Consider the following 17,260-nt stretch of genomic DNA (forward strand, 5'->3'; position numbering starts at 1 on the left):
TTACATGATGAAACGCAGAGTAGTAGTTACGGGTTTAGGAGCTGTTACACCACTAGGTAATAATATAGAAACAACTTGGTCGGGTATTAAAGAAGGAAAATCTGGTGTAGGTATGCTGACAAGATTAGATGCATCACAGTTTGCTGCTAAGGTTGCTGCTGAAGTAAAAGACTTTGATATAGAAAAATATATTGAAAGAAAAGAAGCACGAAAAATGGATCGCTTTACCCATTACGCATTAGCTGCTTCTATTATGGCTGTCGAAGATGCCAACCTGACAATAACAGAAGAAATTGGTCTTCGTACAGGAGTATGGATTGGTTCTGGTATAGGGGGAATGGAGACTTATGAAGCACAATTCCGTATCTTTTTAGAAAAAGGAGCACGCCGAGTAAGTCCATTTTTTGTACCAATGATGATTCCAGATATGGCAGCAGGGCAAGTATCCATTCATTTTGGCGCGAAGGCTATTAATTCTTGTTCGGTAACAGCTTGTGCATCTGGCACAAACTCAATTGGAGATGCATTTAAGGTGATTGAACGTGGGGATGCAGACGTGATGATTACAGGCGGAGCAGAATCACCTATTACTCATATGTCTGTAGCAGGATTTGTATCAAATACTGCCCTTACGTTAAATACAGATCCTGAGAAAGCATCTCGTCCATTCGATGCAAATCGCGATGGATTTGTAATTGGAGAAGGCGCTGGGATTATTATTTTAGAGGAATATGAACATGCCGTTGCACGTGGAGCTAAAATTTATGCGGAAATTATCGGATATGGCTCAACTGGAGATGCACATCATATTACAGCACCAGCACCAGGAGGCGAAGGTGCAGCTCGTGCGATGAAACAAGCACTTGACGATGCTACAATTTCACCAGAACAAGTAGATTATATTAATGCGCATGGAACGAGTACACCATACAACGACCATTTTGAAACAATGGCAGTGAAAACTGTGTTTGGAGAACATGCATATAAACTTGCTATGAGTTCTACTAAGTCTATGACAGGCCATCTTTTAGGTGCTGCAGGTGGTGTTGAAGCAATCTTCACTGTATTAGCATTAAAAGAGGGAATATTACCACCGACAATGAATTTAGACACTCCAGATCCAGAATGTGATTTAGACTATGTGCCAAATGCTGCAAGAAAAGAAGACATCGAATATGCTATGAGTAATTCCTTAGGTTTCGGTGGACATAATGCAAGTATTTTATTCAAAAAAATATAAAATTATTCTCTCAAAGCATTTCCAAGGTTTATTTGGAAATGCTTTTTTTGAATTCTATAATTCATCGCTTTAAAGTGTTGATTCGTCAGTGTTTTAATACACAAAACAACTTTTTTGTAAGAGAAAATGTTGAAATATGACGAATATATTAATATTCCAATAAAATATTTTAATTATTTATATATGCTTCAATCCTATGTTATAACTAGCTTTTTAGATTATTTAAATTTTCTCAAAGTATCCAATTAATCAAATAATGAAAAAATAATATTGCGATTGTAATAGAACTGTAATAGAATTTAACCAGAAGGTAATAATAAACAGAAAATTTAAACATTGAATGAGCAAGTAGACTTCTAAAATAATAGTTTAGTAGAGCGATTACTGAAAGGAGCAATATGTTGAACAACTTAGATCAGCTTTTAACCATAAACGACTTACATACAGGTTTTCGCATAAAAGATACATATTACGATGCGGTTGATGGTGTATCCCTAACCTTAAGAAGAAATGAAATACTTGCAGTAGTGGGCGAGTCAGGTTGTGGGAAATCTACATTAGCCACTTCTATTATTGGACTATATGACCATAACAAGACACGAGTTCAAGGAGAAATTCTATATAATGGGGAAAACCTAGCCCTGTTGAAAGAGGATAAGTTAAATGATGTCCGTGGAGAAGAAATAGGAATGATTTTCCAAGATCCGTTATCAGCTTTAAACCCATTAATGAGAATTGGTGAGCAGATTGAAGAAGGTCTTGTGTATCATACTAAAATGTCAAAACAAGAGCGCAATACACGTGTATTAGAATTACTAAAACAAGTAGGAATCCCGAATCCAGATCGAATTGCTAAACAGTTTCCCCACCAACTTTCAGGCGGGATGAGACAACGTGTAATTATTGCAATTGCTATTTCTTGTAAACCAAATATTATTATTGCTGATGAACCGACAACTGCATTAGATGTTACAATTCAAGCTCAGATTCTGGATCTGTTGAAAGAACTTCAAAATGAAACAGGAGCAGGTATTGTATTAATCACACATGATTTAGGTGTAGTAGCTGAAACGGCTGACCGTGTTGTAGTTATGTATGCTGGGCAAATTATTGAAGAAGCACCTGTAGATGAGTTGTTTGCAAATCCTAGACATCCATATACACGTTCACTACTAAATTCTATTCCACAGATGAATAGTGAGAATGAAAAGCTACAAGTAATACAAGGAATGGTACCATCGTTAGTAAAATTACCAAGAGTAGGATGTAGATTTGCAGATCGTATCCCTTGGATTCCTGCTGAAGCACATGAAGAAAATCCAACATTGCATGAAGTATCTCCAGGTCATCTCGTTAGATGTACATGCTGGCAGCATTTTCACTTTGAAAGTGAAAAAGGAGGTAATCCCCTATGAGTTTCATGCAAATTAATGACCTAAAGGTGCATTACCCTATTCGTGGAGGATTTTTCAATACAGTTGTAGATAATGTGCACGCTGTAGATGGAATAAATCTTGAATTTGAAAAAGGGAAAGCATATGGACTAGTAGGAGAATCAGGTTGTGGAAAATCTACAACTGGCAAATCTATTATCGGTCTAGAGAAAATTACATCTGGAAACATTATTTATGAAGGCGTGGATGTTACAAACAAAGTAAGAAGTAGAAATTCCGCCTATAACCGTGATATCCAAATGATTTTCCAGGATGCACACTCTAGTTTGAATCCGCGAAAAAGAGTAGAGGATATCATCGCAGAACCTATTCGTAATTTCTTGAAACTTTCTCCTGGAGAAGAAAGAAAAAGAATAAATGAATTACTGGCGATTGTTGGGATGAGTGAGGAAGCAAGAATCAAATATCCCCATGAATTTTCAGGTGGACAAAAACAACGTATAGGTATTGCAAGAGCAATTGCAAGTAATCCTAAACTAATTATTGCTGATGAACCAGTATCGGCACTCGATTTATCCGTTCAGGCACAGGTTTTAAACTTCTTAAAAGATATTCAAGAGGAGTTTGGATTGAGTTTCTTATTTATATCCCACGATCTGGGAGTAGTTAAACATATGTGTGATAATATCTCGATTATGTATAAAGGACGTTTTGTAGAGTCTGGTAATCGAAATGATATTTATACAAATCCTCAACATATATACACGAAAAGATTACTGTCTGCAATACCGGAGGTAAATCCGACAAATCGCGAAGAGCGAAAGAATATTCGAAGAGCTGTAGAAGTAGATTATTTAACGAATCACCATAATTATTATGATGAGAATGGAAGAGTTTTTGATTTACAAACAATCTCCAATACACATCAAGTGGCAATGAGTGCTCAGAACAAAGGGGGCATGTAATATGTGGAAAACAATAATTAGGCGTATTCTCGTAATGATTCCACAATTATTTGTACTTAGTCTTTTAATATTTATTATGGCGAAGTTTATGCCTGGGGACCCTTTTACAGGATTAATCACTCCAGAAACAGATCCCGCTAGAGTAGAAGAACTTCGTATTAAAGCTGGTTTCTATGACCCATGGTATGTTCAATATGTGAACTGGATTGGGAATGCTTTTCAAGGAGACTTTGGACGTAGCTACACCTTTAACGTCCCTGTTGCTGATTTAATCGGAGAGCGTGCGTTGAATACATTATGGTTATCTTTGTTAAGTGTATTTTTATTATATTTAATTGCCATTCCACTAGGAGTTATAGCTGGTAGATTCCATGACTCTCTCCTAGATAAAACGATTGTATTGTATAGCTTTATAGTTTTTGCCATACCAACATTTGTATTAGGATTGATCAATCTGTTCTTCTTCGGATATGAATTAGGTTGGTTCCCTACTAGTGGGACTGTAGATATTAAATACGAGTCTGGAACAGCTGGCTTCATATGGAGTAAGTTCTATCATATTTTATTACCAGCGATTACGTATGCCTTACTTGCGACTACTGGGATTATTCAGTACCTACGTTCCGAAATTATTGATTCTAAGTCGTTAGATTATGTACGGACTGCGAAAAGTAAAGGTATTCCGATCAATAAAGTATATTCTCGTCATATATTACGTAACTCGTTGTTACCGATTGCAGCCTTTTTAGGGTTTACAATTACAGGACTTCTAACTGGATCTATCTTTATTGAAACTATTTTTGGATATCATGGTATGGGACAATTGTTCATTCACGCAATTAATGGGCGTGATTATAGTGTAATTACAGCACTTGTTATGCTTTTTGGATTCTTAACATTATTAGGAAGTCTATTATCCGATATCATCATGAGCATCGTTGACCCTCGAATTAGGATTGACTAAAAAATAATGGATAAGGAGAGTCCAAATAATGAAAAATACGGAAGCTATTGAAGCATCAAAAGAGATGAAAGTAAGCTCTCCCCCGACTGGTTTCCAAGTTATTGCGCGGGAGTTCATGAAAGATAAATTAGCAATGTTCTCATTAATATCGTTAATTGTAGTTATTGGAAGCATATATATATGGGCATGGCAAATTGACCAAACTCAGCTTATGCGAATAAGCTTGCGTGACAAGCTAGCAGAACCAGGTGAAAAATTCTGGTTAGGAGCCGATAAAGGTGGGCGGGATATCCTTGGCCAATTAGTAGTAGGTGCGCGTAACTCATTGACAATTGCAATATCAGTTACATTATTAACAGGGTTTATCGGTGTAGTCATTGGTTTAGTGACAGGCTATTTTGGAGGATGGATTGATAATATCTTTATGCGTATTATTGATTTCTTCATTACTATACCTTCTCTTATGATTATCATTGTATTTGTAACTATCGTACCAAAATATAATATTCTCATATTCATTTTAATAATGAGTGTATTCTTATGGGTAGGTACTGCGCGGGTTATTCGAAGTAAAGCTCTTTCTGAAAGTAGGAGAGACTATATAAATGCATCGAAAACATTAGGCACAGGTAATTTTGTTATTATTTTCAAAGAAATGATGCCGAATTTAAGCTCTCTATTAATCGTGGAGATGACACTAAATTTTGCTGGAAATGTCGGATTGGAAACTGGACTATCGTTTTTAGGTTTTGGTTTACCGCCGTCTACACCAAGTTTAGGAACACTTGTAAGCTATGCAACAGATCCATTCATAATGGAAAATGCCTGGTGGAACTGGTTGCCAGCAGCATTACTAATCTTATTACTTATGTTAGCGATCAATTATGTTGGTCAGGCAATTCGAAGATCTGCTGATGCACGTCAACGACTTGGTTAAAAATAGTTATTAGACGCTAGAGCGTTTGATATATAAAAAGAGAATAAAAAGGAGGAAAAAGAATGAATAAGAAACTTTTAGCTTTACTTGCATTACTTTTGACAATGATGCTAGTTCTTGCCGCGTGTAATTCAGATGAAGACACTTCAAAACCTGCTGATGAGCCGGATAAGACAGAAGACGGTGGAGAAAAGGAAGATGATGGTGCAGAGGAAAATGCTGAAGAGCCTGCCTCAGACGATTTATTCTCTGTAGTACTTGATAACGAAGGTGAAGCTATAAAAGGAGGAACTTTACAAGTTGCATTAGTAAATGATTCTCCATTCCAAGGTATCTTCTCTTATACTCTATATGAAGATGCTTATGATGCAGAAATTATGGATTTCGCAACTAATGTACTGTTTGACACAGATGGAGATTTCCTAATTTCTGATGGTGGTATTGCTACATTAGAAGTTGACGATGCTAACAATAAAGCAACTGTTAAGATTAAAGACGGAGTTAAATGGTCAGATGGAGAGCCTCTTAAAATTGAGGATTTAATCCAACCTTACCTAATTATCGGTCATCCTGATTATGCAGGAGTTCGTTATGATTCAGACTTCCAAAATATTGTCGGAGCTGTAGAATATCATGATGGAAAAGCAGATACAATTTCTGGTTTGAAAAAAGTGGATGAAACTACTTTAGAAATTTCATTCAACAAAGTTTCTCCTGCAATCTACTCAGGTGGAGATGGACTATGGTTTTATGCTGAACCAAGTCATATCGTAAAAGATATTCCTGTTGCTGAATTACTTGAAAGTGATGCTGTACGTAAAAACCCAGTTACTCTAGGGGCATTCAAATTCGACAAAATCGTTCCTGGTGAGACTGTACAATTTGTACGCAATGACAACTACTGGAAAGGTCAAGCGAAACTGGATGGGGTAGTGATCAAAACAGTTCCAACTGCATCAGCTGCTAAAGCATTAGAAACTGGTGAATACGATATGGCTCTTTCTTTCCCAACAAGCGCTTATGAAAATGTAAAAGATCTTGAAAATATTACGCTTCTTGGTCGTCAAGAATTGTACTACTCTTATGTAGGATTCAAACTTGGGAAATATGACTATGATGCAAGTGTTGCAATTACAAATGAAGAAGAAGCAAAAATGGGTGACAAAGTACTACGTCAAGCAATGGGTTACGCTTTAGACATCGAGCAAGTTAATGAAGTATTCTACTTCGACTTACGTGAACGTGCTAATTCTCTAATTCCACCAGTATTTAAATCATTCCATGATTCTTCTATTGAAGGATATAACTATGATCCTGAAAAAGCTAAACAATTATTAGACGAAGCTGGATATAAAGATACTGATGGCGATGGTTTACGTGAAGATAAAAATGGAGAAAAACTTTCTATTAAATTAGCAGCTATGGCTGGTGATGAAACACAAGAGCAAGTAATCTCTTACTACCTACAAAACTGGGGTGAGGTTGGCTTAGACGTACAATTAGCTACAGGTCGTCTAATTGAATTCAACACATTCTATGATAAAGTTCAAGCAGATGATCCAGAAATCGATGTATTTATGGGTGCATGGGGTACAGGTACAAACCCATCTCCAGCAGGTTTATACTCTAAAACAGCTGTTTATAACTTCAGCCGTTACACATCTGAAGACCTTGAAGGATTGTTAACTGCAATCGATTCTCCTGAAGCAATTGATGGAGAGTTCCGTGCTAAGAAGTTCCGTGAATGGCAAGAATATATGCAAGATGTTTCTGCTGTAATTCCTATGCAATTCCGTTACGAATTACGCCCAATCAATGATCGTGTGAAAAACTGGGACTTCGGTTATGACACTGATTTCGATTATATCGATGTTGAACTAGTGGCTGATACTCCAGTTAAATAAATATTTTTTAAAAAAACCGCTCTTAAACGAAAGTTTAAGAGCGGTTTTTCATATGGTCTTATAAGGATGTGATACTAATAAGATTATTAATATTTTTAGTCAGTTATGGAATAGCAGTTATTAGCTGCTCACATTTAGTACTTTATTTGAACTTTTTATCGCTAGGCTACTCTTGGAGATCCGTCCTCATGTATATGATGGTGTCGACGGATTTTATACTTTTATGTGTGTCTATACTAGCAATTACTTTAGTCGTCTTCTTCCGAGACCCATTGCAGCTTCCATCTTAACTAAAGTTTCATTTGCAAGAGCCTGGGCTTTCTCTGCTCCTAAGTCTAAAATTTCATCCAGCTCAGTAGAATTGAGCAACTGCTCATATCTTTGTTGAATAGGGGTTAAATGCGCAATAATGACTTCGGCCACGGAGGCTTTGAAATCTCCATATCCCTTGCCTTCATATTTTTGTACAAGTGTTGGGATGGATACGTCTGTTAAAGCGGATTCAATTGTTAAGAGATTAGAAACTCCGGGTTTGTTTTCAGGATCGAAAGCAACGATACCTTCAGAATCTGTAACAGAGCTTTTAATTTTCTTTTCAATTTCCTTTGGACTATCCAAAAGTCGTATCGTAGCTTTTAGATTGGAATCTGATTTACTCATTTTCTTCAGTGGGTCTTGTAAGGATTTAATACGAGCTCCATTTTTGGGTAATTGAATTTGCGGAACTGTCAATACTTCACCATAGCGTTTGTTGAATCTTTCAGCTAAGTCTCTTGTTAACTCGACATGTTGAGTTTGATCATCACCAACAGGTACAATATCTGTTTGGTATAAAAGTATATCCGCTGCCATCAATGGTGGATAAGTTAACAATGCTGCTGAAACCGCATCTTTACCAGTAGATTTATCTTTGAATTGAGTCATTCTTTCCAATTCACCGATATAAGAAATACATTGCATAATCCAGCCAGCTTGTGTGTGAGCAGGAACTTCAGACTGTATAAATAATGTGGACTTCTCCGGATCAATACCGACAGCAATATATAATGCTGCTAATGAGCGAATATGATCACTTAGTTCTTTCGGGTCCTGCGCAATTGTAATAGCGTGCTGATCTACAATACAAAACACACAATCATAATCATGTTGTAATGCTGTGAATTGTCGGAAGGCACCAATGTAATTCCCTAGTGTGATAATTCCTGTTGGTTGTACGCCTGAAAAGATCTTCTTCATTTTTACTATCTCCTTTTGTATTGAAAAATAAAAAAAACATCACGCATCCCTATAAAAGGGACGAATGATGTTAAATCCGTGGTACCACCCAGCTTGCTAAAATAATTAGCCACTCTTGTTTCGTAACGTGAACGGGACGGTATATGCTACTTTACTTTCACATATACTGCTCAGAAGCCCATTCCATCTACCGTATGATCTGTTCACAGCGACCACAGACTCTCTTAGCATACGTCAGTAAATGTACTTTTCTTCTTCAAAGCTAAATTATTTAGTTTTGATTATTATATATAGAAGAAACACAAAAATCAAGGGATCTTAATTAGCTATAATAGATGAACAAAGCGATACACATACAAAACAAACTCGATAGTCCTAATGCGATAATCGGTTTATGTGGAAAAGAAAATACTTCTGATGGTAATCGCATCTGGCTTACATCATTTTTCATATGTTTAGGAGTAAATACTTTACGTGTACTTTCCGTAAAAAAATCAAAAAAACCTCCTGAAACGACATAAGTCATTAACCCTATAAATGTAATTGTACCGCCGACAAAAAAGGACATATTTATATAAGGTACGAGTTGGATTGTCTTATTAACTGCAAGCATTAATGTAACAATTATTACCTGACAACTAAGAAAGTAAATCAATCTTTTTTTCATATTTCACCTCTATCATTTTTAAATTATAAAATAGACACAGAAAATATGCAAAAAATTGATTATTTAAATTGCCAAAAAAAAGCAATTTCTTTTCCAAAGATTCACAATTGTTAGGACAATGTAATGATATTGTTACACTATTGTAAAAATATAAAAAAAAAACCTGTACAAGCTAGAAAGAAAATGTATAATAATAAATGTAATGAATTTTTCTGAATATTTAAGGAGGTTATTTATTTGAAGAATAGCAAGCTTGTATGGCTTTTAAGCCTACTGTTAGTTGTTGCTTTATTCCTAGCTGCATGTGGTGGCGATGATAAGGAAACTAAAGATGATACAACTACAGACACAGACGATAAAGACGCAACAACTGAAGAAACAGAAGTAGCAGCAGACGAGGAACAAGTTCTTAACTTGATCATGACTGCTGAAATTCCAACAATGGATTCAGCTCTAGTAACTGACGCAGTTGGTTTTGATCTACTTAACAACGTAAACGAAGGTTTATACCGTTTGAATCAAGAAAACATTGCTGTTCCTGCAATCTCTGATGGGGAACCCAAAGTTTCTGAAGATGGATTAGTTTATACTTTCACATTACGTGATTCTAACTGGTCTGATGGTACTCCAGTAACTGCTAATGACTTTGAATATTCATGGAAGCGTGCTATGAACCCAGATACTGCATCTGAATATGGTCCATATATGATGGCTGGTGTCATCAAAAACGCTACTGCAATTTCTAATGGCGAAATGGAATACACTGAGTTAGGTGTTAAAGCACTTGATGAAAAAACTTTAGAAGTTTCTCTTGAAAAACCAATTCCTTACTTCTTATCACTAATGTCATTTGGAACATTCTTACCACAAAGTGAAGCATTCGTTACTACGCAAGGTGAAAACTACGCGAAAAACTCTGAATCACTTTTATACAACGGACCGTTTACACTTGCTAAATGGGACGGAACAGGTTTATCTTGGCAACTACTTAAAAATGAAGAGTACTGGGATAAAGAAACTGTAAAGCTTACTGAAATTAATTATGATGTTATAAAAGAAACTGCAACAGCAGTTAACTTATATACAAATGGTGAAAAAGACCGTGCTGGACTATCTGGAGAATATGCAATGCAATATGCTGCTGATCCAGAGTTAGTAAATGAATTAGAAACTTCAGTATTCTATTTCAAATATAACCAAGAACGTAATGGAGAAAAAACTCCACTTGCTAACGTAAATATTCGTGAAGCAATTAGTAAAGCATTCAACAAAGAAGATTTAGCTTCTGTTGTATTAGCAAATGGTTCGACAGCTGCTTATTCATTCATTCCTTCAGATTTCGTGTTTGATGAAGATGGAAAAGACTTCCGTGACGTTAACGGAGACATGGCTGTATTCAATGTAGATGAAGCAAAAGCTGCATGGGAAAAAGGTTTATCAGAACTAGGAGTTACTGAACTTTCGATAGAAATTCTAGGTGGAGACACTGAACTTTCTAAAAAAATGGATGAATACTTCAAATCTCAATTAGAAGGTAATTTACCAGGATTGTCTATTACTCTTAAAGAAGTTCCATTTAATGTTCGTTTAGATCTTGATACAAACCAAGACTATGATATTCAAGTTGCAGGATGGGGACCAGATTATCAAGACCCATTCACATTCTTAAGCCTATGGGAAACTGATGGCGGTAACAACCAAATGTCATTCTCAAATCCTGAATACGATCAATTATTACAAGATATCAATGGTTCATTGGCTCTAGATACTGAAGCTCGTTGGGAAGCAATGGCTAAAGCTGAAAAAATGATCGTTGATGAAGAATTTGCAGTTGGACCAATCTACCAACGTGGATTAATGTTCCTTCAAAAACCATATGTAAAAGGTATAATTGCTCACCCATTCGGTGGAGATTATAGTTACAAATGGGCATATATTGAAGGTAAATAAGCTTATTAATAATTTTTAAAATCTCATAGCTAGAGAGTATATGGTTCCTAATGGATCATGTACTCTCTTTTTAAATGAATCAGAATTCACAAAATATTTAATATTATATTTTAGTTTTGACAACTATCCACATTAAATGTTTAATATATTAGTAGCATGTTAATGTCAAAAAAATATTGTTTGTTGGAGGTGCAAAGATGACAAAATACATTACTCGTCGTATTTTTTATATGTTTATTACGTTTTTCCTGATTGCGACGGCAACATTTTTTTTAATGAAGGCGCTTCCAGGATCCCCGATTAGCTCTGCTTCAAAACTATCCCCTACACAACTTGCGGTAGTTGAAGCGAAATATGGATTAGATCAACCGATTCCAGTACAGTATGCTAAGTATATGCTGAATCTAGCGCAAGGTGATTTAGGAAATTCATTCCAATTTAAGAATGCCAGCGTTACAGATTTAATAATAGATCGACTAGGACCATCTCTGATACTGGGTACTCAAGGTTTAGTTCTTGGTGTGACTCTCGGTATACTATTGGGCATGATTGCAGCATTAAGGCAAAATACTATTTGGGATTACGGTAGTACATTCGTGGCTATCATCGGTATATCTATTCCATCTTTCGTTTTTGCAACTTTCCTTCAATATTGGTTGGCAGTTCAATGGGAACTATTCCCGGTGGCATTGTGGAAGGATGGCTGGATGTCCAGCGTACTCCCATCTATTGCTTTAGCAATGGGACCACTTGCAACAGCTTCTCGATTTATACGAACGGAAATGATTGAAGTTTTAAGTTCGGATTATATTACTCTAGCAAAATCTAAAGGGGCCAACGGTTTTGAAATTGCATTTAAGCATGCTTTCCGAAATGCATTGATCCCGCTAGTTACAGTTTTAGGACCACTTGCAGCAGGATTATTAACTGGATCTCTAGTTATTGAACAAATCTTTGCAATTCCGGGTATCGGAGAGCAATTTGTTAAATCCATTATGTCTAATGACTTCTCTATAATTATGGGAACTACATTATTCTTCTCTGCATTCTTAATTGTCGTAATATTCTTAGTAGATGTGCTTTATGGCATTATCGATCCACGTATTCGTTTGTCAGGAGGTAAAGATTAATGAAACACGACTTACAAAAACCACCTGCATCTTCTTTTGAAAGAATTGAAATTGATTCTAGTCATGCGGAGCGTATATCAAAACCAAGTTTGAGTTTCTGGCAGGATGCTTGGCTTCGTATACGCAAGAACAAAGCGGCTATAGTTAGTATGTTCATTTTGGCATTCATAATCATCATGGCTTTTGTCGGACCTATGATTAGTCCACATGACTCGGAAACACAAACTATCACACACGCTAATTTACCACCAAAAGTTCCGGGTATTGAAAAGCTTGGAATAATGAATGGTGTAGGAACTCTTGCAGGTAAAGAAGTAGACTTATATGAGATGAAAAAGGTTGATACTTATTATTGGTTTGGTACAGACGGTCTTGGCCGTGATATGTTCTCTCGTGTTTGGGAAGGTACTCAAATCTCCTTATTTATCGCTTTTGTGGCAGCATTAATCGATATGGTAATCGGAGTTGCATACGGCGGTATTTCTGGATACTATGGTGGTCGTGTTGATGATATTATGCAACGTATTGTAGAAATTCTATACGGAATTCCAACACTTGTAATTGTTATTCTCATGCTTAGCTTTATGGACCCAGGAATAACGGCTATTATTATTGCTATTACTATAACCGGATGGATTGGTATGTCCCGTATAGTGCGTGGTCAAGTATTAAAATTCAAAAATCAAGAATTTGTATTAGCTTCACGCACATTGGGTGCTACAGATAGTAGAATTATTACTAAACATATTTTACCTAATATATTAGGTATTATTATCATTAATACAATGTTCACTATTCCAACTGCCATTTTCTTTGAAGCCTTTTTAAGCTTCATTGGACTAGGTTTACAACCACCTGATGCATCACTTGGGACACTAATAAACGATGGATATAAATTAATTAAGTTCCAACCACATATTCTATTGTACCCATCGATTATTATTAGTTTACTAATGATTGCATTCAACTTACTAGGTGATGGACTACGTGACGCACTCGATCCGAAGATGAAAGACTAAAGGAGGAAAGCGAATATGGAAAAGATATTAGAAGTTAAAAACCTAGAGCTTTCCTTCCATACATTTGCTGGTGAAGTAAAGGCCATTCGTGGCGTTAACTTCGACTTAAAAAAAGGGGAAACACTGGCAATAGTAGGAGAGTCTGGCTCTGGTAAATCAGTTACAACAAAAGCAATTATGCGTTTGTTACCTGAATCTAGTTCAGAATTTAAAAATGGTCAAATCTTATTTAACGGAAAAGATTTAACTAAGTTATCAGATAAAGAGATGCAAAAGATTCGTGGAAAAGATATTTCAATGATTTTCCAAGATCCAATGACTTCTTTGAATCCTACAATGACTATCGGCAACCAGATTATGGAACCAATTTTGAAACACCAAAAAATTGGGAAAGCTGAAGCACGTAAAGTAGCAATAGACTTATTGCGTTTAGTTGGTATGCCGAAACCTGAGGCGCGTATTAAGCAATATCCTCACCAATTCTCTGGTGGTCAACGTCAACGTATTGTTATTGCTATTGCGCTAGCATGTAATCCACAGATTCTTATTGCGGATGAGCCAACTACTGCATTAGATGTAACGATTCAAGCACAAATTTTAGAGTTAATGAAAGACCTTCAAAAGAAAATAGATACATCTATCATCTTCATTACACATGATCTTGGGGTCGTGGCAAATGTTGCGGATAGAGTAGCTGTTATGTATGGTGGTAAAATAGTTGAGATTGGGACCGTAGATGAAATATTCTATAACCCTCAACACCCTTATACATGGGGCTTACTAAGTTCAATGCCTTCATTAGATAGTGCTGATGAAAAATTATATGCAATTCCAGGAACACCTCCTGATTTATTGTATCCACCTAAAGGTGATGCATTTGCACTACGTAGTGATTATGCTTTGAAAATAGACTTAGAAGAAGCACCACCATTTTTTAAAGTAAGTGATACGCACTCAGCTGCTACATGGTTGTTACATCCGGATGCTCCACAAGTTGAGCCTCCACTAGCAATTGTAGAACGTATGAAAAAGTTCCCAGGCAGCCGCTATTATGAAGGAACGGAAGGAGGGACTTACTAATGGCTGAAAAATTACTAGAAATTAAAAATCTTAAGCAGTATTTCAATCAAGGTAAGCCTAATGAAGTTCGTGCGGTAGACGATATCAGTTTCGATATATATAAAGGGGAAACACTTGGACTAGTAGGGGAATCTGGCTGTGGTAAATCCACAACAGGTCGAACAATTATACGCCTTTACGAAGCAACAGATGGACAAGTAATTTATGATGGTATTAACGTTCATGATAAAAAGTCGAAAAAAGATTTAAAATCATTTAACCGTAAAATGCAAATGATCTTCCAAGATCCTTATGCTTCGCTAAATCCGCGTATGAAAGTACTGGATATTATTGCGGAAGGTTTAGACATTCATGGACTTGTTAAAAATCCAAAAGAACGTAAAGAACGTGTTGTGGAATTATTAGAAACTGTAGGGTTGAACCGTGAGCACGCTGACCGTTATGCACATGAGTTTTCTGGTGGACAAAGACAACGTCTAGGTATTGCGAGAGCACTAGCTGTTAATCCAGAATTCATCATTGCCGATGAGCCAATCTCGGCATTAGACGTTTCTATTCAAGCACAAGTAGTTAACTTACTAAAAGAATTACAAGAAGAAAAAGGCTTAACGTATTTGTTTATCGCCCATGATTTATCAATGGTTAAGTATATTTCCGATCGAATCGGTGTTATGTATTTTGGTAAGTTAGTAGAACTAGCTTCTGCAGAGGATTTATATAAAAATCCAATGCATCCATATACACAGTCACTATTGTCAGCTATACCACTTCCAGATCCAAATTATGAGCGTACTCGTGTGCGTAAATCATACGATCCTGCTTCTCATAATTATCAAGATGGGGAAGAGATAGCAATGCGCGAAGTAACGCCTGGACATTTTGTATATTGTTCAACAAAAGAGCTTGCCACTTTACAAGCTATTTCAGGTTCACAAGTATAATAAATCAGCGACCATTCATACGAATGGTCGCTTTTTTTGAAAGAATGTATATAAGGTACTGCACTGGATACCAAGTAAATGATATGAAAATACTCACACCTAAGCGATAAACCCTTCCTTGAAGTATTACTTACTAGATTGACTGGAGTGTAGTGTGGTATCTTCCATAGGGCCGAGAAAACGTCAGCGGAAAGTATTTTAGTGGACAAACGATGTGGTTCACCTCTTCAAGTATTAGCTGACTAATTTATTCTGTCCGAAGTGCATTTTATATCATAAATTGATTTAATCGTATTTTTATGGGTATACATACAAGGTAAATATGAAATTCTCGCACTCTATTTATTTTTGGTCTAATGGCACTTTCTTTCATAGTTTGAACTTGTTAGAATAGAGTGACTTATAGGAGAGGGATTTTTAAAATATGAAAAAGTATCTAAGAGCAATAGCTTCGACATCGATAGCAATGACAGTATTTATACCTGGTGCGGTTAGTGCGGAAACAAATTTATTTTCAAAAGAATTTTCTACTAAAGAATTTAGCTTTCAAGCAATAGACGAAACTCTTGTATCTGCATCTAAATTATTCACATATGATTCTGGTTTGACATTTGAATATCCAGATGCGGTAAGAGGTGTATATGTAACAGGGCATTCAGCAGGTGGAGAACGTTTTAATGATCTAGTGAATTTAATGGACATAACAGATTTAAACGCAATGGTTGTTGATATTAAAGATGATTTTGGAAACCTTACATACATCCCCAAAGAAGATTCAGCATTAGCAAAATACGATATTGGGAAACCATACATAAAAGATCCGCAAAAAATGTTGAAAACCATGGAAGAAAAGAAAATTTACCCGATAGCGCGTATCGTTATCTTTAAAGATACAGAGCTTGCGGAGAGAAAGCCTGAATGGTCATTTGTAGATGGTACATCAGTCTGGAAAAATGGACGTGGGGAAGCATTTGTTAATCCTTTTATGAAAGAGGTATGGGATTATAATGTGGAAATAGCAATTGAGGCAGCTAAAATGGGCTTTAAGGAAATTCAATTTGACTATGTTCGTTTTCCAGAAGGTTTTGAGAAGAGAGAAAACACGTTAAAATACTCAATGGGTGAATATGAAAAGTCAGACCTAGATTTTGTTCAACGTAGGGTTTCGGCAGTTACCGATTTTGTAGCTTATGCAAAAGAAAAGCTTAAACCATATGGTGCTCAACTATCGGTTGATATTTTTGGATATTCAGCTACATTACCAGAGGCACCGGGAATCGGTCAAAATTTTAGTAAAATATCTGAAAATGTGGACGTAATTTCTTCCATGATTTACCCAAGTCATTGGACCTCTTACTTTGGAATTGCAAAACCAGATTTAGAGCCATATAGATTAGTACAAGAATATGCGAAGGTTGAAAATGCTAAACTGGCAGAGCTGCAAAACCCGCCTGTCTCACGTCCATGGCTACAAGATTTTACTGCTTCGTATTTAGGGGCGGGGAATTATCAACAATATGGTAAAGAGGAAGTAGAGGCCCAGATTAAGGCATTAAGCGAAGCTGGGATTAAAGAATATTTATTATGGAATGCAGGCAATAAGTATACTAAAGGCGTAGATTATACTCCTTAGGCATAGAATAACAAGAAAGTAGAATGATATTATCATTCTACTTTTTTCTTTTTTGAAACCTTTTTGCATTTAAAACGTACTATTAAGTATAACAGTTATTTTCATTAAGTATCACTAATTGAGAAAATAGTATTTTATGTTGGAGATGTTTAAGTTCTTGAAATGGTGGGTAATAATTAGTATATAACTAAAAATGATTC

At 36.1% G+C, this 17,260-nt stretch carries 14 protein-coding genes and 1 other annotated feature; of the genes, 12 read left to right on the plus strand and 2 right to left on the minus strand.

Annotated features, from left to right (window positions below):
• Window positions 1-4: 4 nt before the first annotated feature.
• From fabF to MKX39_RS04790, 6 genes are all read left to right on the plus strand, one after another.
• Entirely contained in the window at window positions 5-1,240 is a 1,236-nt protein-coding gene (gene fabF / locus MKX39_RS04765) for a beta-ketoacyl-ACP synthase II (protein WP_340761767.1), read from the plus strand.
• A 398-nt stretch (window positions 1,241-1,638) separates the two neighbouring features.
• A complete protein-coding gene (locus MKX39_RS04770) occupies window positions 1,639-2,655 on the plus strand; it encodes an oligopeptide/dipeptide ABC transporter ATP-binding protein (RefSeq protein WP_093535615.1) in 1,017 nt (338 codons plus the stop codon).
• The gene (locus MKX39_RS04775) at window positions 2,652-3,599 is read left to right on the plus strand and encodes an ATP-binding cassette domain-containing protein (protein WP_093535613.1); all 948 of its coding nucleotides are present in this window, start codon (window positions 2,652-2,654) and stop codon (window positions 3,597-3,599) included. The genes MKX39_RS04770 and MKX39_RS04775 overlap by 4 nt, the downstream gene beginning before the upstream one ends.
• A gap of 1 nt (window position 3,600) precedes the next feature.
• Window positions 3,601-4,563, plus strand: coding sequence for an oligopeptide ABC transporter permease (gene opp4B / locus MKX39_RS04780; RefSeq protein WP_093535611.1), 963 nt, complete (start codon window positions 3,601-3,603; stop codon window positions 4,561-4,563).
• A 28-nt stretch (window positions 4,564-4,591) separates the two neighbouring features.
• Window positions 4,592-5,500, plus strand: a complete 909-nt coding sequence (locus MKX39_RS04785) for an ABC transporter permease (protein WP_093535609.1) — start codon at window positions 4,592-4,594, stop codon at window positions 5,498-5,500.
• 62 nt (window positions 5,501-5,562) lie between these two features.
• Window positions 5,563-7,404: an oligopeptide ABC transporter substrate-binding protein gene (locus MKX39_RS04790; protein WP_340768594.1), complete on the plus strand. Its 1,842-nt coding sequence runs from the start codon at window positions 5,563-5,565 to the stop codon at window positions 7,402-7,404.
• A gap of 243 nt (window positions 7,405-7,647) precedes the next feature.
• Here the strand turns inward: MKX39_RS04790 and trpS are convergent, their stop codons facing one another.
• Entirely contained in the window at window positions 7,648-8,640 is a 993-nt protein-coding gene (gene trpS, locus MKX39_RS04795) for a tryptophan--tRNA ligase (protein ID WP_340761769.1), read from the minus strand.
• Between the two features lie 53 nt (window positions 8,641-8,693).
• Window positions 8,694-8,909 (minus strand) — a binding site (T-box leader).
• A 53-nt stretch (window positions 8,910-8,962) separates the two neighbouring features.
• The gene (locus tag MKX39_RS04800) at window positions 8,963-9,307 is read right to left on the minus strand and encodes a DUF3899 domain-containing protein (protein ID WP_340768596.1); all 345 of its coding nucleotides are present in this window, start codon (window positions 9,305-9,307) and stop codon (window positions 8,963-8,965) included.
• Between the two features lie 237 nt (window positions 9,308-9,544).
• Between MKX39_RS04800 and MKX39_RS04805 the strand changes: the two genes are divergently transcribed.
• From MKX39_RS04805 to MKX39_RS04830, 6 genes are all read left to right on the plus strand, one after another.
• A complete protein-coding gene (locus MKX39_RS04805; RefSeq protein ID WP_340768597.1) occupies window positions 9,545-11,257 on the plus strand; it encodes a peptide ABC transporter substrate-binding protein in 1,713 nt (570 codons plus the stop codon).
• 197 nt (window positions 11,258-11,454) lie between these two features.
• Complete coding sequence (opp3b, locus tag MKX39_RS04810) at window positions 11,455-12,387, plus strand: oligopeptide ABC transporter permease (protein ID WP_093535599.1); 933 nt, start codon at window positions 11,455-11,457, stop codon at window positions 12,385-12,387.
• A complete protein-coding gene (opp3C, locus tag MKX39_RS04815; protein ID WP_093535597.1) occupies window positions 12,387-13,406 on the plus strand; it encodes an oligopeptide ABC transporter permease in 1,020 nt (339 codons plus the stop codon). The genes opp3b and opp3C overlap by 1 nt, the downstream gene beginning before the upstream one ends.
• Window positions 13,407-13,421: 15 nt before the next feature.
• The gene (locus tag MKX39_RS04820) at window positions 13,422-14,486 is read left to right on the plus strand and encodes an ABC transporter ATP-binding protein (protein WP_093535595.1); all 1,065 of its coding nucleotides are present in this window, start codon (window positions 13,422-13,424) and stop codon (window positions 14,484-14,486) included.
• Window positions 14,486-15,427 (plus strand): ABC transporter ATP-binding protein, encoded by a 942-nt coding sequence (locus MKX39_RS04825; protein ID WP_340761775.1) that lies wholly within the window; start codon window positions 14,486-14,488, stop codon window positions 15,425-15,427. Before MKX39_RS04820 ends, MKX39_RS04825 begins: the two co-directional genes overlap by 1 nt.
• Before the next feature lie 424 nt (window positions 15,428-15,851).
• Window positions 15,852-17,060, plus strand: coding sequence for a putative glycoside hydrolase (locus tag MKX39_RS04830; RefSeq protein WP_340768599.1), 1,209 nt, complete (start codon window positions 15,852-15,854; stop codon window positions 17,058-17,060).
• Window positions 17,061-17,260 lie beyond the last annotated feature (200 nt).

This window comes from Psychrobacillus sp. FSL K6-1464, assembly GCF_038003145.1.
Classification (GTDB): domain Bacteria; phylum Bacillota; class Bacilli; order Bacillales_A; family Planococcaceae; genus Psychrobacillus; species Psychrobacillus psychrotolerans.